Annotated in this window: 22 protein-coding genes and 5 tRNA genes; 24 read left to right on the forward strand and 3 right to left on the reverse strand. The window is 42.5% G+C overall.

Annotation, left to right across the window (positions count from 1 at the left end; genetic code table 11):
• Nucleotides 1-513: 513 nt before the first annotated feature.
• The 9 genes from ACP8HG_RS18360 to ACP8HG_RS18400 all read left to right on the forward strand — a co-directional run bounded on the left by ACP8HG_RS18360 (nt 514) and on the right by ACP8HG_RS18400 (nt 7161).
• A complete protein-coding gene (locus ACP8HG_RS18360) occupies nt 514-1359 on the forward strand; it encodes an energy-coupling factor ABC transporter ATP-binding protein (RefSeq protein WP_067204821.1) in 846 nt (281 codons plus the stop codon).
• On the forward strand, nt 1335-2204 hold the full coding sequence (locus tag ACP8HG_RS18365; protein WP_187046455.1) for an energy-coupling factor ABC transporter ATP-binding protein: 870 nt from the start codon (nt 1335-1337) through the stop codon (nt 2202-2204). The genes ACP8HG_RS18360 and ACP8HG_RS18365 overlap by 25 nt, the downstream gene beginning before the upstream one ends.
• Nucleotides 2204-3001, forward strand: coding sequence for an energy-coupling factor transporter transmembrane component T family protein (locus tag ACP8HG_RS18370; RefSeq protein ID WP_067204827.1), 798 nt, complete (start codon nt 2204-2206; stop codon nt 2999-3001). Before ACP8HG_RS18365 ends, ACP8HG_RS18370 begins: the two co-directional genes overlap by 1 nt.
• Before the next feature lie 13 nt (nt 3002-3014).
• Nucleotides 3015-3761 (forward strand): tRNA pseudouridine(38-40) synthase TruA, encoded by a 747-nt coding sequence (gene truA / locus ACP8HG_RS18375; RefSeq protein WP_187046456.1) that lies wholly within the window; start codon nt 3015-3017, stop codon nt 3759-3761.
• A 169-nt stretch (nt 3762-3930) separates the two neighbouring features.
• Nucleotides 3931-4368 (forward strand): 50S ribosomal protein L13, encoded by a 438-nt coding sequence (gene rplM / locus ACP8HG_RS18380; RefSeq protein ID WP_067204834.1) that lies wholly within the window; start codon nt 3931-3933, stop codon nt 4366-4368.
• A gap of 19 nt (nt 4369-4387) precedes the next feature.
• The gene (gene rpsI / locus ACP8HG_RS18385) at nt 4388-4780 is read left to right on the forward strand and encodes a 30S ribosomal protein S9 (protein WP_067204837.1); all 393 of its coding nucleotides are present in this window, start codon (nt 4388-4390) and stop codon (nt 4778-4780) included.
• Nucleotides 4781-4977: 197 nt separating this feature from the next.
• A complete protein-coding gene (gene modA / locus ACP8HG_RS18390; protein WP_438297534.1) occupies nt 4978-5766 on the forward strand; it encodes a molybdate ABC transporter substrate-binding protein in 789 nt (262 codons plus the stop codon).
• An 18-nt stretch (nt 5767-5784) separates the two neighbouring features.
• A complete protein-coding gene (gene modB, locus ACP8HG_RS18395) occupies nt 5785-6474 on the forward strand; it encodes a molybdate ABC transporter permease subunit (RefSeq protein WP_067204842.1) in 690 nt (229 codons plus the stop codon).
• Nucleotides 6475-6486: 12 nt separating this feature from the next.
• Complete coding sequence (locus ACP8HG_RS18400; protein WP_067204845.1) at nt 6487-7161, forward strand: ATP-binding cassette domain-containing protein; 675 nt, start codon at nt 6487-6489, stop codon at nt 7159-7161.
• Between the two features lie 60 nt (nt 7162-7221).
• On the opposite strand, the gene ACP8HG_RS18405 is transcribed toward ACP8HG_RS18400, so the two are convergent.
• A complete protein-coding gene (locus tag ACP8HG_RS18405; RefSeq protein WP_067204847.1) occupies nt 7222-8175 on the reverse strand; it encodes a helix-turn-helix transcriptional regulator in 954 nt (317 codons plus the stop codon).
• Nucleotides 8176-8623: 448 nt separating this feature from the next.
• Here ACP8HG_RS18405 and ACP8HG_RS18410 point away from each other — a divergent pair, with 448 nt between their 5' ends.
• From ACP8HG_RS18410 to ACP8HG_RS18420, 3 genes are all read left to right on the forward strand, one after another.
• Nucleotides 8624-8920, forward strand: coding sequence for a rhodanese-like domain-containing protein (locus tag ACP8HG_RS18410; protein ID WP_338653939.1), 297 nt, complete (start codon nt 8624-8626; stop codon nt 8918-8920).
• A gap of 256 nt (nt 8921-9176) precedes the next feature.
• Entirely contained in the window at nt 9177-9893 is a 717-nt protein-coding gene (locus ACP8HG_RS18415; protein WP_067204853.1) for an N-acetylmuramoyl-L-alanine amidase, read from the forward strand.
• Between the two features lie 81 nt (nt 9894-9974).
• Nucleotides 9975-11033 (forward strand): Mrp/NBP35 family ATP-binding protein, encoded by a 1059-nt coding sequence (locus ACP8HG_RS18420; protein ID WP_370569990.1) that lies wholly within the window; start codon nt 9975-9977, stop codon nt 11031-11033.
• A gap of 23 nt (nt 11034-11056) precedes the next feature.
• Here ACP8HG_RS18420 and gerD read toward each other — a convergent pair whose 3' ends face one another.
• Nucleotides 11057-11710 (reverse strand): spore germination lipoprotein GerD, encoded by a 654-nt coding sequence (gerD, locus tag ACP8HG_RS18425; RefSeq protein ID WP_438297538.1) that lies wholly within the window; start codon nt 11708-11710, stop codon nt 11057-11059.
• A 111-nt stretch (nt 11711-11821) separates the two neighbouring features.
• Between gerD and ACP8HG_RS18430 the strand changes: the two genes are divergently transcribed.
• Nucleotides 11822-12502, forward strand: a complete 681-nt coding sequence (locus ACP8HG_RS18430) for a KinB-signaling pathway activation protein (protein WP_340741270.1) — start codon at nt 11822-11824, stop codon at nt 12500-12502.
• Nucleotides 12503-12575: 73 nt separating this feature from the next.
• On the opposite strand, the gene ACP8HG_RS18435 is transcribed toward ACP8HG_RS18430, so the two are convergent.
• Nucleotides 12576-13238 (reverse strand): hypothetical protein, encoded by a 663-nt coding sequence (locus ACP8HG_RS18435; RefSeq protein ID WP_187046462.1) that lies wholly within the window; start codon nt 13236-13238, stop codon nt 12576-12578.
• A gap of 196 nt (nt 13239-13434) precedes the next feature.
• Here ACP8HG_RS18435 and ACP8HG_RS18440 point away from each other — a divergent pair.
• The 11 genes from ACP8HG_RS18440 (at nt 13435) to ACP8HG_RS18490 (ending at nt 20955) form a co-directional block, all read left to right on the forward strand.
• Nucleotides 13435-13509: transfer RNA gene (locus ACP8HG_RS18440), tRNA-Asn, on the forward strand.
• Nucleotides 13510-13512: 3 nt separating this feature from the next.
• Nucleotides 13513-13588, forward strand: a tRNA-Thr gene (locus tag ACP8HG_RS18445).
• Nucleotides 13589-13606: 18 nt separating this feature from the next.
• Nucleotides 13607-13678 (forward strand) — tRNA-Glu (locus ACP8HG_RS18450).
• Between the two features lie 82 nt (nt 13679-13760).
• A tRNA-Tyr gene (locus tag ACP8HG_RS18455) sits at nt 13761-13844 on the forward strand.
• A gap of 153 nt (nt 13845-13997) precedes the next feature.
• Nucleotides 13998-14072 (forward strand) — tRNA-Gln (locus ACP8HG_RS18460).
• Between the two features lie 322 nt (nt 14073-14394).
• A complete protein-coding gene (locus ACP8HG_RS18465; RefSeq protein WP_067204866.1) occupies nt 14395-16119 on the forward strand; it encodes a GGDEF domain-containing phosphodiesterase in 1725 nt (574 codons plus the stop codon).
• Between the two features lie 88 nt (nt 16120-16207).
• Nucleotides 16208-17113, forward strand: a complete 906-nt coding sequence (rocF, locus tag ACP8HG_RS18470; protein ID WP_067204869.1) for an arginase — start codon at nt 16208-16210, stop codon at nt 17111-17113.
• A 271-nt stretch (nt 17114-17384) separates the two neighbouring features.
• Entirely contained in the window at nt 17385-17948 is a 564-nt protein-coding gene (gene sigW, locus ACP8HG_RS18475; RefSeq protein ID WP_067204872.1) for an RNA polymerase sigma factor SigW, read from the forward strand.
• A 12-nt stretch (nt 17949-17960) separates the two neighbouring features.
• On the forward strand, nt 17961-18596 hold the full coding sequence (locus ACP8HG_RS18480; protein WP_338653927.1) for an anti-sigma factor: 636 nt from the start codon (nt 17961-17963) through the stop codon (nt 18594-18596).
• Between the two features lie 258 nt (nt 18597-18854).
• The gene (gene cdaA, locus ACP8HG_RS18485; protein WP_067204877.1) at nt 18855-19691 is read left to right on the forward strand and encodes a diadenylate cyclase CdaA; all 837 of its coding nucleotides are present in this window, start codon (nt 18855-18857) and stop codon (nt 19689-19691) included.
• A complete protein-coding gene (locus ACP8HG_RS18490) occupies nt 19684-20955 on the forward strand; it encodes a CdaR family protein (RefSeq protein ID WP_187046465.1) in 1272 nt (423 codons plus the stop codon). Before cdaA ends, ACP8HG_RS18490 begins: the two co-directional genes overlap by 8 nt.
• Nucleotides 20956-20968: the final 13 nt, after the last annotated feature.

Here is a 20968-nt window from a genome sequence, read left to right on the forward strand (position 1 = left end):
GCCGCACCCTTTTTTTAAAAATTTATACGACAACTTTAAAAGCTGAGTGTTACGATCGTCGGTTTATACCGTCTGGTCTAGCTCTACGCACCTCATCCGCGGTACCGGATTGAGCACCTGGTACCAGTCATAGATATGAGCGCATTTCTTCGGATGAGGTGCGCGCTTTTTTTTATCCAAAAATAATGTCCAGATTTTTCAATATATAAGTTTTTGACTAATATGATGTCTAGGCACCAGACGCACGGGTCATAAGAGGGTAAGCTAGGAAGGATTAAACTTGCTTTTCTTTTACGCCTTCCTTGGCAAAGAACGCCGCTTCGCCGGTCCCTCTAATGCCTGCCGCGGACCTACAAGATGTAGGTCATGCAGCTATTACCCCTGGAAATGGTGTTCTTAAGCTGCGTTCATTTGTGACGGTGCCTAGCGCATTTTTAAAAAAGGATTCCTTGTCAATTGGCAGGGGATCCTTCGTAGTATACATAATGTGAATGTAGCCGGAGGTGGTAGGCGATGAAGGAAATTCTGTCGATGGATAATGTGTCTTATTCCTATGACTCTGAGGACGAGGTAGCAAAGAAAGCAGTCGACGGCGTGTCGTTTACGGTACAAGAAGATGAATGGATTGCTATTGTTGGCCATAATGGTTCCGGTAAATCGACACTTGCGAAATTGATGATTGGACTTTTGTTCCCAGAAGAAGGGGACGTTAACGTATTTATTGAAAAACTGACTGAGAACAATATATGGGAAATTCGTTCACGGATGGGTTTTGTTTTTCAAAATCCAGATAACCAGTTTGTTGGTTCGACAGTTCAAGATGATGTTGCATTTGCGCTAGAGAACAATGGAGTTCCCTTCGAAGAAATGGTGACTCGGGTTCATGAGGCACTTGCGCAAGTAAACATGAGTGATTTCCTCGACCAGGAGCCTCACCATCTCTCAGGCGGACAAAAGCAACGAGTTGCAATAGCTGGGGCGCTCGCGTTACATCCAAAGCTTCTTATTATGGATGAAGCGACGTCGATGCTTGATCCACAGGGACGTAATGAAGTAATTCATTTAGTTGAAGAATTAAAGCGTAAGACGGGCCTCACGGTCATTTCCATTACACATGATTTGGAAGAGGCGCTGTTGGCAGATCGTATTATTGTCATGAACAAGGGGAAAGTTCTGACTGTTGGTACGCCGGAGCAGATATTTGCTCGGGGAAATGAACTTGAGGAAATTGGTTTGGACTTACCATTCGCTTTAAGAGTATCCAGTTTGTTACGTGAAAATGGGCTGGATCTTGTCGGTGAGCATATGACGGAAGAAGAGTTGGTGAATGAATTATGGACATCTCACTTCAGCAAGTAGGATATTTGTATGGAAAAGATACTCCTTTTGAGAAAAGGGCATTGCAGAGTGTAGATGCGACAATACATTCTGGCTCTTATTCTGCAATAATTGGACATACCGGATCAGGAAAATCGACACTTCTTATGCATCTGAATGGTTTGTTAAAGCCTTCAGAAGGGATTGTGAAAATTGGAGATACGACAATTACTGCCGGTACGAAAGCGAAAGGACTGAAAGATGTCCGGAGGCATGTGGGTATTGTATTCCAGTTTCCAGAGCATCAGCTTTTTGAAGAGACTGTTGAAAAAGATATTATGTTCGGTCCTATGAACTTTGGTGTACCTGAAGAAGAGGCAAGGAGACGAGCGCATCAACTGATAGAATTGCTAGGACTTCCTCCAGAGGTTGCCCAGCAGTCTCCTTTCGATCTTTCGGGAGGGCAGATGCGCCGGGTTGCGATTGCGGGTGTACTCGCGTTTAAACCTTCTGTGCTCGTATTGGACGAGCCGACTGCGGGACTTGATCCGCGGGGGCGGCTTGAAATTATGGAACTTTTCAAACGTCTCCATGTGGAAGAAAAACTAACGACAATTCTTGTGACGCATAGTATGGAAGATGCTGCACGTTATGCGGACAATATTATCGTTATGCATAACGGAAGTTCAGTCATGTCTGGGACGCCTCAGGAAGTGTTCGCTGACGAAGAGAAGCTGACCTCCTTTAGATTAGGTCTACCGCGCTCAGTAAAGTTCCAGCGTGACATTGAGAAGTTAATTGGTCGTCCTCTCCAGGGACTGGCATTAACGGAAGCTCAGCTTGCCAAGGCAATTGCATTTGCCGCTACGGAAGAAGGTGGCCGTTAATGTTGGAAAAGATGATTTTCGGACGCTATATTCCAGGCAATTCATTTGTCCACAAGCTCGACCCTCGTTCGAAGCTGTCATTTGTTTTTCTTTTCATCATTGGAGTCTTCCTTGCAAATAATACTGTTACGTACGCCGTGTTATTAGGATTTACGTTACTCGTAATTTTAAGTTCAAGGATTCGGTTGTATTTCCTATTTAACGGATTGAAACCAATTCTTTTCTTGATTATTTTCACGCTACTCATGCATATCTTTTTTACGAAAGAAGGAGCACTTCTCGTCGATTGGAAGTTCATCAAGATATATGAAGAAGGGTTGAGGCAAGGTATTTTTATTTCCATTCGTTTTCTTGTATTGGTTTTGCTGACGTCTATCTTGACGTTGACGACATCGCCGATTTCAATCACGGATGGTATGGAAGACTTGCTGGGACCATTTAAGCGAATTAAATTGCCTGTTCATGAGCTTGCGCTGATGATGTCAATTTCCCTGCGCTTCATCCCCACATTGATGGATGAGACGGATAAGATATTGAAAGCGCAATTGGCGAGAGGTTCGGACATTAGTACGGGTTCTATTAAGCAGCGAATTCGTGCAGTCATTCCTTTGCTCGTACCTCTCTTTGTGAGTGCGTTCAAACGCGCTGAAGACCTTGCAGTCGCCATGGAGGTTCGTGGCTATCGTGGAGGCGAGGGGAGGACGAGGTACAGGCAGCTGAAGTGGCACTGGCGTGATACCACGATAATGGTATTGCTTGCTGTTCTAGTTGTCGTCCTCTTTCTGCTTAGGGCATAGGAGGTGGATACAAATGCAACGTGTTAAAGCAATTGTTTCGTATGATGGTACTCGATTTTCTGGATACCAGATACAGCCGGGAATGCGAACGGTGCAATTGGAAATTGATAAAGCATTAGTGAAAATGCATAAAGACAAGGAAATTTTTTCGGTCGCAAGCGGCCGGACGGATTCGGGTGTACACGCAAATGGCCAAGTGATTCACTTTGATACACCGCTGAACTTGCCGATAGATCGATGGAAGCTGGCGTTAAACGTCCTTTTGCCTACAGATATCCGACTGGTTGAAGTTGAATACGTCAGCGAAGATTTCCATGCGCGTTATTCTGCTACTGGCAAGACGTACGTTTATAAGTGGTCCTATAGCGAAGTGCATAGTCCGTTTGAGCGTGATTTTTCCGTTCATCTCGGTAGATCACATCCTGATATTGAGTTGATGAAGGAAGCTGCTGCCTATTTAATTGGGACGCATGATTTCACAAGTTTCTGTTCAGCAAAAACCGCGACTTCCAATAAAGTCAGAACGGTGAGAATGCTGACACTCGAAAAAAAAGGCGATTATCTCATCATGACAATTGAAGGAAATGGCTTTTTATATAATATGGTAAGAAGCATTGCAGGTATGCTTCTTGTCGTAGGGAACGGCTGGAAAACGCCGGCAGACGTCAAGCAAATACTTGAATCTTGCAGCCGTAAAGCGAACGTTAAAACCGCGCCAGCACACGGTTTGTATCTAGATGAAGTGAGCTACAAAGACTAAGGCAACTTTTCCTAGCGTATTTAGAGGAATCGCTTGACTTAATGTGGAATTCAGTATAAGATGAGTAATGGTATTTCAATAACCCCACAAATAAGCCCCGGAAGGTAAACTTGTGTTTAGGGATAGAGAAAACGGGAACTAATAGAGATTCATTTAGGAGGATAAAATTATGCGTACAACATTCATGGCTAAAGGTCACGAAGTAGAGCGTAAATGGCTCGTTGTCGACGCTGAAGGACAGACGCTTGGTCGTCTTGCTTCTGAAGTTGCATCACTTTTGCGCGGCAAACATAAACCTACGTTCACACCACACGTTGATACAGGTGACCACGTCATCATCATCAATGCAGAAAAGATTCATCTTACAGGTAACAAATTGAAAGACAAAATTTACTACCGTCACTCAGGTTACACGGGTAGCATGAAACAACGTACGGCTCTTGAAATGCGTACAAACTTCCCGACAAAAATGCTTGAACTTGCAATTAAAGGAATGCTTCCAAAAGGTCCTTTAGGCCGTCAAACATATAGAAAACTTAATGTATACGCTGGACCAGATCACCCGCACGCAGCACAACAACCAGAAGTATTCGTACTTCGCGGTTAATTAAAGAGGAGGAAACAACTTGGCACAAGTACAATATCTCGGCACAGGCCGTCGTAAAAGCTCAACAGCTCGTGTACGTCTAGTTCCTGGAGATGGCACAATTATCATCAACAAACGCGACGTAGAAGACTACGTACCATTTGCAACACTTCGCGAAATCATCAAACAACCACTTGTAATTACGGAAACTCTTGGAAGCTACGATATCCTTGTAAACGTTGATGGTGGTGGATACACTGGACAAGCAGGAGCAATCCGTCACGGAGTTGCACGTGCTCTACTTCAAGTAGACCCTGACTTCCGTCCAGCGCTTAAATCAGCAGGACTTCTTACTCGTGATGCAAGAATGAAAGAACGTAAAAAACCAGGTCTTAAAGGCGCACGTCGTGCACCACAGTTCTCAAAACGTTAATCTTTCAATTAAAAAAAGCCCTTTTCCATTCGTGGAAGAGGGCTTTTTTATGGTTTTATCCTGAGAAGGTAGTTAGTTAATTAAGAAAATCACTTGACCTACAGTATATGGCAATTCATAATTAGAGCTATTAGAGCATAACCGGATATAACTAGTTATATTCAGTTATAACTGGTATAAGAATAGGGAGGCTTAAGATGATCAAAAAGATGAGTTATTTCCTTGTTTTACTATGCTTGCTATTGATTTCGGTAGGGTGTTCTAATGGTCAACAACCAATTGTCAGTGGTTCAGATGATGAAGTTGAATTAACAATTTCAGCCGCGGCCAGTTTAACAGATGCATTGAATGAACTGAAAACTAGTTTTGAAAGTGAACATTCGACCATTACCTTGTCGTTCAATCCCGGGGGCTCAGGTAAATTAGCGCAACAAATCGAGCAAGGTGCACCCTCAGATGTGTTCCTATCGGCAAGTAAAATAGATATGGATAAGCTGCAGAAGGGAAATCTGATACTTGAAGATACACGACTAGATTTTGCTACAAACGAGCTGGTGTTAATTACGAATAAAGAAAAACCATTCAATTTGTCCTCATTTGAAGATATAGATTCAGCAACAATTGATCATTTTGCTATCGGCGAGCCAGAAAGCGTGCCTGTTGGCCGTTATTCGAAAGAAGTACTTGAAACACTGAAGCTTTGGGAGCCGTTACAAAGTAAGTTGGTTTTGAGTTCGGATGTACGCCAAGTTCTGACACATGTTGAAATGGGCAATGCGGATATTGGCGTTGTGTATGCCAGTGATGCATTGATTTCAGATAAGGTAAAAGTAGTGGCTACGGCTAAACCTGAATGGCATGATCAAATTGTTTATCCGGGGGCCGTCATTGCCGACTCGAAGCACCCTGAAGAAGCGAAAGCATTTTTAGCGTTTCTCGCAGGCGAGCAAGGCAAAGAAATCTTGAAGAAATACGGATTCAAGTAAGTAGAAAGAGGGATGCATGTGAATGAGACGGATTATACGCCATTACTTTTATCGTTAAAAGTAGCGGGCATCTCCACTCTTTTCGTTTTTATAGGAGGAGTCTTCTTCGCACGAATACTGGCACGCAAAACGTTCTTTGGAAAAGGGTTTATCGAAACGTTATTCCTTTTGCCACTCGTTTTACCTCCGACTGTCGTTGGGTTTGGATTACTGATACTTTTTGGGAAGAATGGGTTTATTGGAAGTTGGCTATATTCCGTGTTCGGTATTCAAATCATTTTCTCGTGGCTTGGCGCGGTTATAGCTTCAATTGTCGTCTCATTTCCTTTGATGTATCAAAGTGCAAGTGCGGCTTTCGAAAACTTGGATTCAAAGTTGGAGAATGTGGCTAGAACAATGGGAGCTTCGGAGTGGCGTGTTTTTTGGACCATTTCGTTTCGTCTTGCTTGGCCGGGTCTTCTTGCTGGTTTAGTCCTCTCTTTTGCAAGGGGACTCGGGGAATTCGGGGCTACGTTGATGTTGGCGGGCTATATTCCTGGAAAAACAGATACGATTCCGATGGCCATCTACTTTGCGGTAGAATCGGGGCAAATGGAGAAGGCTACCTTTTGGGTAGTTATTATCGTTGCTTTAGGATTTAGTACAATCATGTGGTTAAATTGGTGGAGCAGGCGGAACATGCGTCGCTATAAAAATGACAATGGATAAGAGGATGATTGTATGCTCGAAGTACACATCAAAAAAAAGCTACCTCACTTTTTGTTGGATATTGAATTGAAGGTAGAAGATGAAATTCTTGTTTTATTTGGACCCTCTGGATCCGGGAAAACATCAATTTTAAATAATATAGCAGGGTTGGACAAACCCGACGCAGGATATATCAAGTTAAATGGAAAAACGTACTTCAGTGAAGGAGGCAAACCGCTACCGACTAAAAACAGAAACATCGGCTATCTCTTTCAGGATTATGCACTTTTCCCTCATATGATTGTGGAAAAAAATATTGCCTATGGAATGAAAAAGAAAAAAGAGGGTGAGCCCCCGTTTCGGATTGAACACTTAGTAAGCGTGTTAGGGATAGAGCATTTGTTACAAAAATATCCCCACCAAATTTCTGGCGGAGAGAAGCAAAGAGTTGCACTTGCGCGTGCCTTAGCAACAGAACCATCCATTTTATTACTTGACGAGCCCTTGTCTGCGTTAGATCATGAAACGCGGATTGAGTGCCAGGACGAACTGTTAAGACTCCATGAGATTTGGCGAATTCCGTTCATTATCGTTACGCATGACATGAATGAGGCGGAGAAGCTTGGAGATACAATCCTGTATCTTGAAAAGGGGTCGGTAATAAAGACTGTCGATAATTTGCATAAAAGGATAGCTGTTTCGAATTGAAAAAAGTTCCTCCCTTCAACTGAGTCAAATCGTTGAAGGGAGGAACTTTTTTAGACTTCGTTAAAATGTTTCATAGATGATTTTCCCTGTTTTGGATAAATCGTAACCGCCAATTGATTGGATCTCTTTCTGAAATGAATCTGAATGTAAAATATGTGTTATCAAATTAATAAGCCCTTCATTTTGTGGAGTTTTCAATATGACGAGATCATACTGTTCTTGGATGAGGGGAATAAAGTCAACGTCAACGAGGTGGGCAGTTTTCTCAGTGCCTATCCCTACATCGGCTTCTTCGCTTGCAACTTTGCTGGCAACTCCTATGTGGTTCAATACTTCTACTTCATAGCCAGATACATGTTGAGGAGAAATGCCTTCTATCCGAAACTTCTCGTCAATTAAAACCCGTACACCGGACCCTTTTTCTCGGTTGACCATTGTAATTCCTGGTTTCGTTAAATCGGTCCAAGATTGAATATTTTTAGGGTTTCCCTTTCTCACGTAAAAGCCTTCCCAGCGTGATAGGAAATTGATGATGAGGTAAGGTTGTCCGACGAGGATTTTGCGGATGTACGGAATATTATATTCCCCTGTGTCTCCGTCAAACAGGTGAGTACTTACGACATCTGCCTCCCCTTGGTACATGGAAACTAAACTATTCAAACTGCCTGTATACGAGCGAAGCGGACGATACCTAGTCGAATTCTTCTCAATGTAATTAGCCAATATGTCTAAGCTCAAATCCTGCCCGCTAATTATGATTTGTCTAGTTGGTGTGGTAAATGACTTACTTTCATCGGGAGGGTTTCCGTTAAAGTGCGCGTCCACTCTATTTACGTTTCTTCTACTTTTAGTTTGTTCTTTATAATCAGCCAAGTCATGGGCGTCTACTCGTATTTGTCGTCCAACCCGGTACGAGGGCAATTGTTCTTTTTTGATCAAATCGTAGACCGTCAATTTGGACACTTTCAAAATCTGAGCAATTTCTTCGGTCGTGTATGAAATATCTTCTTTCATGCTCGATTCGTCCTCCTTCGTGCTGCATGATAATCTAGATTCCACCGAGGTATTAAAGACAGTGTATAAATAGAGTACAAGCCTCTTTAAAGCACCGTAGTGGATTTGAAAGAAGTCTTAATTTCAATTTATACTAGTTCTCAAATCATTTCTAACTATACATGTCGGACAAATGAATACCTATATAAACTGAGCGGAGGCGCCTTACAAGGGGTAGCCGAAGCCCTAAGACTGGCGGCGAAGCTGCTTGACTTAAGGCGGGAGGCATCCCCGAGCGCCAAAGCGGATTCAATGGGATTCTTCATTTCAATATATGTAGTATACCAAAGCTTTTAGGCAGAACCTAATTGAGCTTCAGCTGGAACTTGTCGTTGAAGGCAGCTGTTTTTCGTGAATATCACCGCTTCTATGGTAAAGTAGAAAGGATAAAATGTGAGGAGGATTTGCTATGAAAGAAATCACAACTACCGAATTACAAGAACGGATAGAAAAAGGTGAGCAGCTTAACTTGGTCGACGTGCGCGAGGCAGATGAAGTAGCGGCAGGGATGATCCCTGGTGCAATTCACATCCCTCTAGGCGAGGTACCGGTGCGTATGAGTGAACTTGATAGCTCTAAGCCATATATACTGATTTGCCGTTCAAGCGGCCGTAGTGGGCGTGCGCAAGAGTTCCTAGCGGATGAAGGCTATGATGTTACAAACATGCTAGGCGGCATGCTGGAATGGGAAGGCGCTACTGAATAAGTACTTTTGGAAAGGAACCTTGCGGGGTTCCTTTTTTGGTTTTAGGAATATAGGGGTACAGTTGGCTTGTTGTTTAGTTTAAGGGAAGCGTTGTGGAAATTTATGAAAGTGTTGTGAACTATTGCTGTAGTCTCGTTTGGTTTTGGCAAAGCATTGCTTCGTTCAGTAAAAACTAATTCTACCCCCAATCTCTACTCAAAGTAGGACATATCTGCCGCTGAATCTGCGTATAGTGAAGGAAAAAGGCGGTGTCCATATGAAACGGTGGTTTGTGATCTGTTTATTATTTGTGTGTTCTCTTGGAATTGTCATGTATGGCGTTAAGGCTTCGTCAGATCGGAATTTTTTCATGCCCGCAGAGCTTGGTGGGGTGAAGATACTTATCGACCCGGGACATGGAGGTATGGACGGGGGCGCTTCATCCGGAGATGTCGTAGAACGGGATATTACACTGAGTATCTCTCATGAATTGAAGAAGCGGCTTGAAAAGAAAGGGGCGACAGTTATCATGACGCGGACACAAGATGGCGACGCGTTGGCCGAACATGCCCCGGCTGAGAAATTCGGAACAACTCGCGAACGCAAAATGGCTGATTTGAAATTGAGGGAAAGCATTGCAATCAGTGAAAAACCTGATATGTTCATCAGCGTTCACGTTAACGCAATACCAGAGGAAAGATGGCGCGGGTCTCAAGTTTTTTATCATCCGGGGGGAGATCCTAATGGTGAATTTCTGGCAAAAGCTATTCAAGAATCATTCCAGACTAATTTAAAAAATACGGAACGAGTAGCAATGGCAATTAAGGGTGTCTATTTGCTGAAAAAAGTACCGACTCCAGCAGTTCTCGTTGAAACAGGTTTTCTGTCAAACAATGAAGAAAGGGCCCTCCTAATTGACCCTGCTTATCAAGGCAAGGTAGCTGATGCGATCATGGAAGGTATCGTTGAATTTCATACTGCAGATGAAAAGTGAGAGCCTTAATGGGATTTGCGGGTAGCTTATTATGGTATACTTGGAGGTGAATGAATAAACCTCCAAGGGGTGTCTACATTGATGAATGAAGAAACAGTACGTGAATTGTTGGGGCAACTGAAAGATCCGTTTTTACATAAAACGCTTGCGGAGACGAGTGGAATTACAGGCGTAACAATCAAGCCAGAGAAGAAGCATGTTAGCGTGAAGATAGCTATCGCTAAAATTAATACTGCTGAACAGATGGGTCTTCAAACACAAGTGGTCGATGCATTGAAAGGAGCAGGTGCTGATTCTGTTGGTATCCGTTTCGAAGAATTACCGGCAGAAGTGCTGGAACAGTTCCGTGGAAAAGTGACGGAATCGGAAGCACAAGATTTATTGTCACCGCTGAATGACGTTGAATTTATTTCAATAGCGTCTGGTAAAGGTGGCGTAGGGAAATCGACTGTGTCGGTTAACCTTGCTGTAGCGCTTGCGCGTCTAGGGAAAAAGGTCGGTTTAATTGATGCTGATATTTATGGCTTTAGTGTACCAGATATGATGGGTGTAACTGATTTGCCAGTTGTTCGGGGTGACCGGATTATCCCAGTTGAACGTCTAGGCGTAAAAGTTATTTCTATGGGCTTCTTCGTTGAGGATAACGCACCAGTTGTATGGCGCGGTCCAATGCTTGGGAAAGCACTCGACCAGTTCTTCCGCGACGTTGAGTGGGGAGATCTTGACTACCTATTCCTCGATTTGCCGCCAGGTACAGGGGATGTTGCGCTTGATATCCACCAGATGATTCCGACGTCTAAAGAAATCGTTGTAACGACTCCGCATCCGACAGCTGCATTTGTTGCTGCGCGTGCAGGAGCAATGGCGCTTCAGACCGACCATGAATTGCTTGGTGTAATTGAAAATATGTCTTGGTTCGAATCGAAAACGTCAGGTGAACGTGAATTCGTATTCGGTCAAGGCGGCGGCGTAAAATTAGCTGAGGAACTTCGTACAGAGTTACTTGGGCAAATTCCTCTTGGCCAACCGGACTGGGATGAAGAAGATTTTGCACCTTCCGTCTATGCAGAAGATCATCCTATCGGGAAAATTTACATGGACATTGCGGAAAATATTATTAAAAAAACTACGAAACAATAATGGATGTAAAAAGGTGGAGAAGGCTATTTGCCTCCTCCGCCATTACTTTTTTCCTGCTTGTCTTCTCCGCCACTTCCGCCAGCACCTCCGCCACTACCTCCACCGCTCTCCTCTGGTTTCGGTTCACCGGCTTTTAAAATCAGTTCTTGCCATTTCGTTTGCAGTAAAGGGCTGTTAATGGTTTCTTCAACAACTTTTTCAAGATGTTTCTTCATATTTGCCGACTGGGTAACGGTTTCTAACTGCTTTAACATGTCGGGCTGGGTGAAAAACTCTTCCAACTGTTTTTGGAATGATGAATCATCCATCAGTTGTTTCATGATATCTTGCTGCTGTTCCTTCATGCTTTTTGCAATGGTTTCAGTGAACTTTGGATCTTCGAACGTTTTTTTCCAAAAATCTTCCCCTTTTTTAGAAAGGAGAGTGTCTTCGACGGATTTCTTTACTTCAGGTTGTTCTAGAATAAGTAGTTCCTTAAATTCCGGATCTGCGAACATTTGCCGAACCGCTTTTTTCCCCTCCTCCGTCTGGAGTGCATCGGTCATCATTTTTTTTGTTTCGTCGTATGTCGGAGCAGCCTGCTGCATGCTACATCCAGTCAATAAAAGGGCCGAAAACAGGAATAGACCAATTCTTTTTTTCATGGAAATCAAATTCCCTTCCAGATGCATTTTCATTTATTGTTCACAATACGACGTAGAATATGCATGAATCGTTTAATGAAATAGATTTTTCAGCAAAACGTTGTTACACTATTGGAAGGAAAAACAAAACGGAGGATCACTATCGTGACAATACGAAATTGGGTCAAATTCTTTTTTACAGCATTACTAATCGGAGGCTTCATGACGGCGGTTGTAGGATTAATTGTCCGCTGGGAGTTCTTCTCTCAATATTTATCCAATGGTGAATACGGTCAATTCATAGGTGCATTTCTGTGGATGATCTTCCTTGGGTTTACGATGAGCGTAGTTGCGCAAATGGGCTTTTTTGCTTATTTAACGGTCCATCAATTCGGTGTGAATATCTTTAAGACACTCACATTGTGGAATTGGGTTCAGCTATTAATCATTGCGATTGTCCTATTTGACCTTATCTTCTTCAGATTCCAATTGACGTCAGATGAGACGGGTCGTACAGTTCTGTACTTAGGATTACTTGCAACACTAGTAGGTGTTTCCGCGATAACCGCTTATTTCAAGGCGAAATGGACGAAGAAACACACGCTCATTTCAGCACTATTCTTCATGATCGTTATTACAACACTTGAATGGTTACCTGCGTTGATGGTACGTTCAGGTAATATCGATTCATGGGTCACAATCCTGCTCTTCCCGCTTCTTGCAGTGAATGCGTATCAAATCTTAGTACTGCCGAAGTTCAACAAGCAGTCTGATGAAGATAAGGTGAAGCTGGAAGCACGCAGAAAAGCACGAGGCAAAGTTACGAAGTCTGCTAAAGCAAAATAAAAAAACAGCACACCAGCCAGTTGATAATGGCGGATTGTGCTGTTTTTTTATAAGAGTAGGTGAGGCGGTTGGGTTATTCGGGTATTTTTTTGACATTCACCTTCGTTCCGAATAACATGGCTTCCACAGATATAAAAGTTCGATCTTTATCTAACTTTTTTAACTCAGCCAAATTAACACGGTTTTCCCGGTGATGGGGGACAGAAATAATTTCTCCTTTAGTGACAGAAGGGAGGTCGCCACCATTCCAAACAACAGATGAACCCAGTGCATTAACTTCCGCATCCCAGAGCATACTATGCAAGTTCGCTGGAAAAACTTCATCAATGGTACGAAACCAAAGAGGTTTTACCCCGAAAGTTTTTTCGAACTGCTCAAGTTGTTCTGTGAACAAAATTGTGTTTTGTTCATAGGTTACACCCTTATCGCCGAGTAACCCTATAGAAATATTTTTTTCTTTGATGAGTTGCACGGTTTCTGGAAAACGACCAGCCCATTTCATATCAACGAGTAGAAGTGGATAAGGTTTACTGAGTTCTTGGATCCATTGTTCCACTTCTATATCCCCGAATGAAATATTTACGGTCAGTGCGGAACCACTAGCGCCGCGTACAATAACAGCAGGTTCCTCCGTTACGCGGAACACGGATACAAGAGATAGTTGTTTAGGTAAAGCGGGAAGGAGCAGGAAGAGCGCGCAGCAAATAATGGCAGTGATCATGTACTTGTTTCGCATATGTTGTCCCCTTTTTGCACAATCTACCGTAAGTTTATGAAAGTGTGTTGACAAATATGCAAAAGACGTGATAATATATATAAGTTGCTGTCGGGAACAAAACAAACTTTAAAAAAGGTCTTGAAAAATATTTAATGTTTGTTATAATGGAGTTTGTCCTGAACGACATGAACAAATTTAAATGAATACTTATTATTCCGCAGTAGCTCAGTGGTAGAGCAATCGGCTGTTAACCGATCGGTCGTAGGTTCGAGTCCTACCTGCGGAGCCATATGCTTCCATAGCTCAGTAGGTAGAGTGCTTCCATGGTAAGGAAGAGGTCACCGGTTCGAATCCGGTTGGAAGCTCCAGAGCAACTTTAAGAATGAGGCCCCTTGGTCAAGCGGTTAAGACACCGCCCTTTCACGGCGGTATCACGGGTTCGAATCCCGTAGGGGTCATTAAAACTTTTTCAGCGTGAAATGTTGAAAGAAGTTTGCTTGTTACTTAAGGTTTTGAATCTAATAATACATATTTTAACATGGTGGGGTAGCGAAGTGGCTAAACGCGGCGGACTGTAAATCCGCTCCTTCGGGTTCGGCAGTTCGAATCTGCCCCCCACCACCAATACTTTTTCAACGCTTGCGTTGAAAACAGTATTCCTTGATTTTAACGTTTCGCGTTAAAAAGAGTTTACTTTAAGGTTGTTATGTAAAGCATTGAATAGAGTAGATCTTACTTTAATGCAAAGCACCGAAAAGAATTAAACTTAAATACTAATGGGGTATAGCCAAGTGGTAAGGCAACGGACTTTGACTCCGTTACTCGTTGGTTCGAATCCAGCTACCCCAGCCATTTTCTTGCTTTACCAAACCATGTGAATTGCAAATAGCTTTATTAACCCTTTCGCCAAAGTGAAAGGGTTTTTTTCTATTTTCAACTAGATATAATTCTCTATATTGAACAAATGAAATACCGATATGAACTGAGTGAAGGCGCCATAAAAAAGATAGCTGAAGTCGGCAGGTATCCCTTAGCTCCGAAGCGAATTTACTGAAGTTCTTTATTTCATCATATATAGCCCGAAAGAACGAATTTATAGTAGAGTAAATGGGGTTATAATTATTTTTGCAGGCCCACGTAGGTTGAAAAAGGTTTTTAGGAAAGAAGTGATTTTATGCAAGGAAATAATAAAATGGTAGATGATTTAATTCGCCATGATGGTAGTCATAGTCCGGAAAAAATGCTTAGGGACATTGCCTATGCACTTGATCAGTCAGCTATTGTTGCTGTCACAGACCAGACTGGGAAAATAGTGTATGTGAATGAGTTGTTTACAAAAATAGCGCAATACAGTGTGGAGGAACTTGTGGGGGCAGACCATCGGATTATCAATTCAGGCTTTCATCCTTCTTCGTTTTTCAAAGAGCTATGGGCGACAATCGGCAGGGGAAATACATGGCGTGGTGAAATCTGTAATAAAGCCAAGGATGGATCTTATTATTGGGTCGACACGATGATAGTTCCATTTTTAAATGATAACGGAAAGCCCTATCAATATATATCCATCCGCTATGACATCACTAAGAGTAAAGAGTCTGAGCGGATGATACGCGACCTTGCTTATAATGACCAATTGACCAGTTTACCTAATCGAACTTCATTTCGGAAAATGTTTTATCAAGAAATAGAAGTAGCGAAAAAACAGAGAACAAAACGAGCCTGTATCTATATGAATGTCGACCGTCTTCGCTATGTGAATGATTCGCTTGGACACGAGGTAGGTGATTATATTTTGTCTGTTATTGCGAAGAGGTTAAGGACAATTCTAAAAGAAAAAACTGTTATTGGCAGACTTTCAGGTGATGAATTTGCATTCCTTCTTTTAGATGTACGTGATGCACAACACGCTGAACAACTGACAAAAGAAGTTCAGCAATATATTGAGGAACCTATTGAAGTAAAGGACCAAATGCACACACCATCTTTAAGTTTCGGGATTGCCTTGTATCCGGAGCATGCTAAAAAACCTTCAGAGCTTGCAATGAAAGCAGAAAAAGCTCTTTCTATCGCCAGAACGCATGGCGGCGGAGGATGTGAGATGTATCAGCACGGAACAGCGGCCAAAACATTGGAGCGGATCTTGCTGGAGAATGAATTACGGAAAAGCGTTCATTTGGGTCATCTCCATCTTGATTATCAGCCTAAAGTGAACTTGAAGACAGGGAAGTTGATAGGTGTTGAAGCGTTAGTGCGGTGGAATCATCCCGATCTTGGCAGAATACCACCCGATAAGTTCATTCCCGTGGCGGAAGAGACGAAAATCATCATACCTCTCGGGGAATGGGTACTGCGTGAAGCTTGCGGGCAGGCAAAAAAGTGGCAAGATAATGGATATGGACCGTTTCGGGTGGCTATCAATATGTCAGCCGTGCAATTGGAAGAACCAACTATTTTGCATACGATTAAAACAATTCTTGAAGAGACGGGTGTCACAACAGATTTGATTGAAATCGAATTAACTGAAAGTGCATTTGCCGACCGGGAAGATATGCAGGGAAGAATTCGTGAAATAAGGGCGTTGGGTATTACGGTGTCTATCGATGACTTTGGAACAGGTTATAGTACGTTTAGTTATATCAAAGAACTACCAGCTGATACGATTAAAATCGATATGTCCTTTGTGCGCGATATACACCTGAATGAAGATAGCCAGGCAATCGTTAAGGCTATTGTAACTTTAGCAGATACTGTGGGCTTAAACGTCATTGCGGAAGGTGTGGAGTATGAAGAACAAGCCGTTATCCTAATGAATTTAGGTTGTCGTGAGGGTCAAGGCTATTACTATAGCAAACCAACGTCTCCTGATGCATGTGAACAGTTCATGGGGAAAAGATTGTAAACGAATAAATATTCAGATACTTGTTGAGTTGAGCCAAACCTTCTCATGGACTTATACTAGAGATATAGATAAGGGGAGGTAATTTGACATGCAACATTTGAATATTTCATTAATCGGTGTACCACTCGATTTTGGACAAAGTCGTCGTGGGGTGGATATGGGGCCAAGTGCAATCCGATATGCAGGTGCTGTAGGGAGAATTGAATCGATTGGCCATCAGGTTACGGATGAGGGCGATGTTCAGGTAAGTGCTGTGGAAAGAAAAAAACATAGTGATACGAATTTGAAGAACTTAGATGAAGTCATTCAAGCGACTACGGAGCTTGCGCGAAAAGTTGCTGAAGTTGTGGATGCGGGTAGATTCCCACTTGTTTTAGGAGGCGATCACAGCATCGCTATTGGAACACTTGCTGGCTTGTCGGAAAAATATAAAAATCTCGGTGTCATCTGGTATGATGCGCATGCAGATTTTAATACTGCAGAGACATCGCCTTCCGGTAATATTCATGGAATGCCTCTTGCCGTAAGTGTTGGGCTAGGGCACGAAAGTCTCGTTAATATACATAGTGAAGGTCAAAAAGTAAAACCGAAGAATGTTGTCATCATCGGAGCACGTTCTGTGGATCCGGAAGAACGTCAATTGCTCAAGGAGCAAGGTGTCAAGGTGTTCACGATGCATGAAATCGATCGCTACGGAATGACTTCGGTTATGGAAGACGCTCTCGCCTATCTACGTTCACGTGATGTCGACGGTGTCCACTTGTCGCTTGACTTAGATGGACTTGATCCGCTGTATACACCAGGAGTCGGAACGCCGGTACCGGGGGGAATTAGTTATCGGGAAAGCCATTTAGCGATGGAAATGCTGGAAGACTCAGGCATGATTACTTCGGCTGAATTTGTAGAAGTAAATCCGATTTTGGATGAGAAGAATAAAACAGCTGATGTTGCGGTAGGTTTAATGGGCTCACTGTTTGGAGAAAAACTAATTTAATCAGTTCTTGAAAGCCCATCTGGTAACTTAGATGGGCTTTTTTTTGAGGGGAGCGAGTATAAACACTGAAAGAGCCATGCATTCCACGGGACAACCGTTTCGAATCCTGCATTTCACTTCAATCATAAGCCACTTACTTTTCTAATCATAAATATAGTGAGGAAATAACTAACAATATCTGTTAAAATAAAATTAATGAAAAAAAATGAAACCTGTCGACACCTTCAAACGTATAGAAGGGACAGCCGCATAGAGCGGAGGGTGAAATACATTGGATGAACTGATCAATAAACGAATAAATGAAGTCTTGAAAGGCGATCAAAATGCATTTGAAGAAGTAGTGACTTTATTTCAGCATCGCCTATACCAAGTATGTTACAGGATGCTTGGCAACGCACAAGAAGCAGAGGATATTGCGCAGGAAGCATTTGTCCGTGCCTATATCAATATTCATACATTCGATCAAAAACGGAAGTTTTCAACGTGGCTGTTTCGGATTGCGACGAATTTATGCATCGACCGAATTCGAAAGAAGAAACCTGATTATTATCTCGATGCAAATGTCCCGGGTACAGATGGTCTGAATATGTACTCACAAATTGCCGCATCCGGCGAGCTACCTGAAGATGAAGTCGAAAGAATGGAATTACAGGAACGAATCCACTACGAAATCGGAAGACTTCCTGATAAATACCGTTCCGTCATTATTTTAAGGTATATCGAGGAATTACCGCTACAAGAAATTGGTGACATTTTGGAATTACCACTAGGGACCGTAAAGACCCGTGTCCATAGAGGGCGGGAAGCACTTCGGAAACAGATAGGTAATATGTAGGAGGGAATTAATATGAATACGTGTCCGGAACAAATCGTTCACTATATGCACGCGTATTTAGACGGTGATATTAGCCGTGACGAAGAGCGGCTATTGAAAGAACACCTAGATAGCTGCAAAGAATGTAAGGAAATTATGAATGGATTAACTGAGTCTATTGCTTTTATAGGAAGTGCTGCAAAAATAAAGGCACCGGACAGCTTTGTCAACGGTGTTATGGCACGACTTCCCAAAGAAAAATCCCAAGCGGGTGTTCAACGCTGGTTGCGTAGCCATCCACTTTTGGCAGCTGCAGCCATGTTTTTAATCCTTATGAGTGCAACACTATTTTCAAGTTATGGAAACGACCAGCAGTTTTCGGTGACGAAACAGCCGAATCTTGTTGTCGAAGGACAAACGGTACTCGTGCCCGCCGGTGAAACAGTTAAAGGTGACATAGTCGTTAAAAATGGCACCCTCCGTATCGAAGGAGAAGTGGATGGCAACGTTACAGTTATTAGGGGTTCTAAATACATGGCCTCTACAGCGATTGTAACTGGTAAGAGCGAGGAAATTGACAAAGTGTTTGACTGGCTTTGGTATAAAATGAAAACAACAGCTAAAGACATCTTTCCATCATCAAAAGATGACAAGCAAGATGAAAAGTAGACAGGGCGACCCCGCGACCGTTTAGAGTTGGTAACCGGTCGCTCTTTTTCATTGCTTAGGAAACTATAAAATCACGTACAGTGGATTGGCTGCAATATAGAGACTTCACGCAGACATTGCCGCAGGACGTGGCATACTTTGGCTGTGTTCATTTATAACAGCTGCTTGCGCTTTTGTTCTTTTCTAAGAAAGGACAGTGCAGTGCTGTTATGCTATACTATACGCATAAGAAACTGTTTATGAAGGTAGGCGAAGCACATGCCAAAATGGCAAGAATTAGTTGATTTCAGTCCAGTAGCGGCATTTATTAATATTGTAGATGTGCTTCTCGTCTGGTTTGTTTTTTATAAATTGATTACGATTATAAAAGGAACGAAAGCGGTTCAACTTTTAAAAGGGATTTTTGTCCTTCTCATTGCTCGTATTCTGACTGAGTTTTTTGGACTTGATACGCTTCAATGGATGATGGATCAGGTTCTTCCGTTTGGATTTCTGGCTATTATTATCATCTTCCAACCCGAGCTACGGCGTGCGCTTGAACAGATTGGTAGAGGACGGCTATTTGCTCGTACAATGATGCAGGAAGAAGAGGAACGTGATCGTCTGATTGAAGCGTTTGTGAAATCTGTTAGCTATATGGCGAAACGGCGAATTGGTGCGCTTATTTCAATTGAAAAGGAAACAGGTCTAAGTGAATATATTGAAACCGGTACAGGTATGGATTCGCTGATTACGTCAGAACTTCTTATCAATATCTTCATCCCGAACACGCCACTCCATGATGGTGCAGTCATTGTCCAGCGTAATCGCATTGCGGCAGCAGGATGCTATTTGCCGCTGTCGGAGAGTCCGTTCATCTCAAAGGAGCTTGGAACACGACATCGTGCAGCCCTTGGAATTAGTGAAGTAACGGATGCTGTAACGATTATCGTGTCAGAAGAAACTGGAGCAGTAAGCCTTACTGCAAATGGGGATATAGATCGGAATCTTGATATGGAGGAATTTGAAGCGCGGTTGCGGAGAGTCTGGTTCGGTTTAACAACTGAAAAGCAGGATTCTTCCATCTGGAAGTGGAGGTGGAGAAAAAATGGATAAGTTTATGAATAGCCCATGGTTTCTTCGCTTGACAGCCTTATTCCTTGCAATTATTCTTTTTTTTACTGTGCAGGCAGAAGAAAAAAAGGGTAGCAAAGCAGTTGGAGATGCGAGGGACATCATTCAGGATTTCCCTGTACAAGTGTTTTATGACAATGAAAATCTTGTCGTGACGGGAGTTCCAGAAACGGTCAATATGACCATTGAAGGCCCAGCGAATATTGTCCAGACAACGAAATTATTAAAAGACTTTACGCTACGAGTCGATTTGTCTAGTTTGCCAATGGGTAAGCATACAGTTGAGATTCAAAGTGAGAATGTTTCTGAGAAGCTGAAAGTCATCTTCGATCCCGCGACAATCGAAGTCGTAATCGAAGAGAAAATCACACAAACATTCCGTGTTGATCCTGAACTGAATGAACGTCTGCTTGCTGAAGAGTTCAATGTCGTTAAGATAGATGTCGATCCGTCAACTATCGAAGTGACGGGGGCGAAGAGTGTTATTGAATCGATCAGTTTTGTAAAAGCCTCAATAACAGGAGACAAGGAAATTAACAAATCATTCGAGCAGCAAGCACGGGTTCGGGTCTTAGATAAAGATTTAACGAAGCTGAATGTGACGATTGTTCCTGAACAAGTGACTGTCAAAGTTGAGATTTCCGAATATAGTAAAGAAGTGCCAATCGTACTTAAATCGCGTGGAGTTCCTGTTACTGGTGTCACTGTCGATGCCATTTCTGCTCAGGATAAAACGATTAGTTTATTCGGTCCACGGAAAGTACTGGATCAAATTAAAGAATTCAGCGTTGATGTGGATGTATCCGAAGTAAAAGGACAAGGAACAATGGCGATTGATTTGAAAAAACCTAAAGGTGTTACAAAGATGTCTTTAGATAAAGTTAAAGTGAAAATAGATGCAACAGTGATTGATTCAGACTTGGAAGTAATCAATCCGGAGCCGCCTGTTGAGGATGTAAAAGTAGTTACGAAGGAATTTAAAGACATGCCTGTTACTGTAAAAGGACTTGATGAAAGTTTCACGAGTTCATTTCAGAAACCGGCGGCCGGTTTGGTTGTACTAACTGTCACGGCGGAACAGGATGTAATTGATACATTGGAGAAATCAGATTTCACCGTTTATATCGATGCGTCTGAAACCACGGACGAAGGAGAACAGAATTTCTCAGTCTTGGTTGAAGGACCCCTAGATGTGAAATGGATACTATCAGATAAAGAAGTAACGATGCATATTGAACTTGCCTGACATACAGTTGAAT

Source organism: Sporosarcina sp. FA15 (assembly GCF_051550195.1).
Taxonomy (GTDB): domain Bacteria; phylum Bacillota; class Bacilli; order Bacillales_A; family Planococcaceae; genus Sporosarcina; species Sporosarcina psychrophila.

Coding starts and splice junctions, on each gene's coding strand:
- ACP8HG_RS18360 (WP_067204821.1), top strand. CDS start 514: ATGAAGGAAATTCTGTCGATGGATAATGTGTCTTATTCCTATGACTCT.
- ACP8HG_RS18365 (WP_187046455.1), top strand. CDS start 1,335: ATGGACATCTCACTTCAGCAAGTAGGATATTTGTATGGAAAAGATACT.
- ACP8HG_RS18370 (WP_067204827.1), top strand. CDS start 2,204: ATGTTGGAAAAGATGATTTTCGGACGCTATATTCCAGGCAATTCATTT.
- truA (WP_187046456.1), top strand. CDS start 3,015: ATGCAACGTGTTAAAGCAATTGTTTCGTATGATGGTACTCGATTTTCT.
- rplM (WP_067204834.1), top strand. CDS start 3,931: ATGCGTACAACATTCATGGCTAAAGGTCACGAAGTAGAGCGTAAATGG.
- modA (WP_438297534.1), top strand. CDS start 4,978: ATGATCAAAAAGATGAGTTATTTCCTTGTTTTACTATGCTTGCTATTG.
- ACP8HG_RS18400 (WP_067204845.1), top strand. CDS start 6,487: ATGCTCGAAGTACACATCAAAAAAAAGCTACCTCACTTTTTGTTGGAT.
- ACP8HG_RS18405 (WP_067204847.1), bottom strand. CDS start 8,175: ATGAAAGAAGATATTTCATACACGACCGAAGAAATTGCTCAGATTTTG.
- ACP8HG_RS18410 (WP_338653939.1), top strand. CDS start 8,624: ATGAAAGAAATCACAACTACCGAATTACAAGAACGGATAGAAAAAGGT.
- ACP8HG_RS18415 (WP_067204853.1), top strand. CDS start 9,177: ATGAAACGGTGGTTTGTGATCTGTTTATTATTTGTGTGTTCTCTTGGA.
- ACP8HG_RS18420 (WP_370569990.1), top strand. CDS start 9,975: ATGAATGAAGAAACAGTACGTGAATTGTTGGGGCAACTGAAAGATCCG.
- gerD (WP_438297538.1), bottom strand. CDS start 11,710: ATGAAAATGCATCTGGAAGGGAATTTGATTTCCATGAAAAAAAGAATT.
- ACP8HG_RS18435 (WP_187046462.1), bottom strand. CDS start 13,238: ATGCGAAACAAGTACATGATCACTGCCATTATTTGCTGCGCGCTCTTC.
- ACP8HG_RS18465 (WP_067204866.1), top strand. CDS start 14,395: ATGCAAGGAAATAATAAAATGGTAGATGATTTAATTCGCCATGATGGT.
- rocF (WP_067204869.1), top strand. CDS start 16,208: ATGCAACATTTGAATATTTCATTAATCGGTGTACCACTCGATTTTGGA.
- ACP8HG_RS18480 (WP_338653927.1), top strand. CDS start 17,961: ATGAATACGTGTCCGGAACAAATCGTTCACTATATGCACGCGTATTTA.
- cdaA (WP_067204877.1), top strand. CDS start 18,855: ATGCCAAAATGGCAAGAATTAGTTGATTTCAGTCCAGTAGCGGCATTT.
- ACP8HG_RS18490 (WP_187046465.1), top strand. CDS start 19,684: ATGGATAAGTTTATGAATAGCCCATGGTTTCTTCGCTTGACAGCCTTA.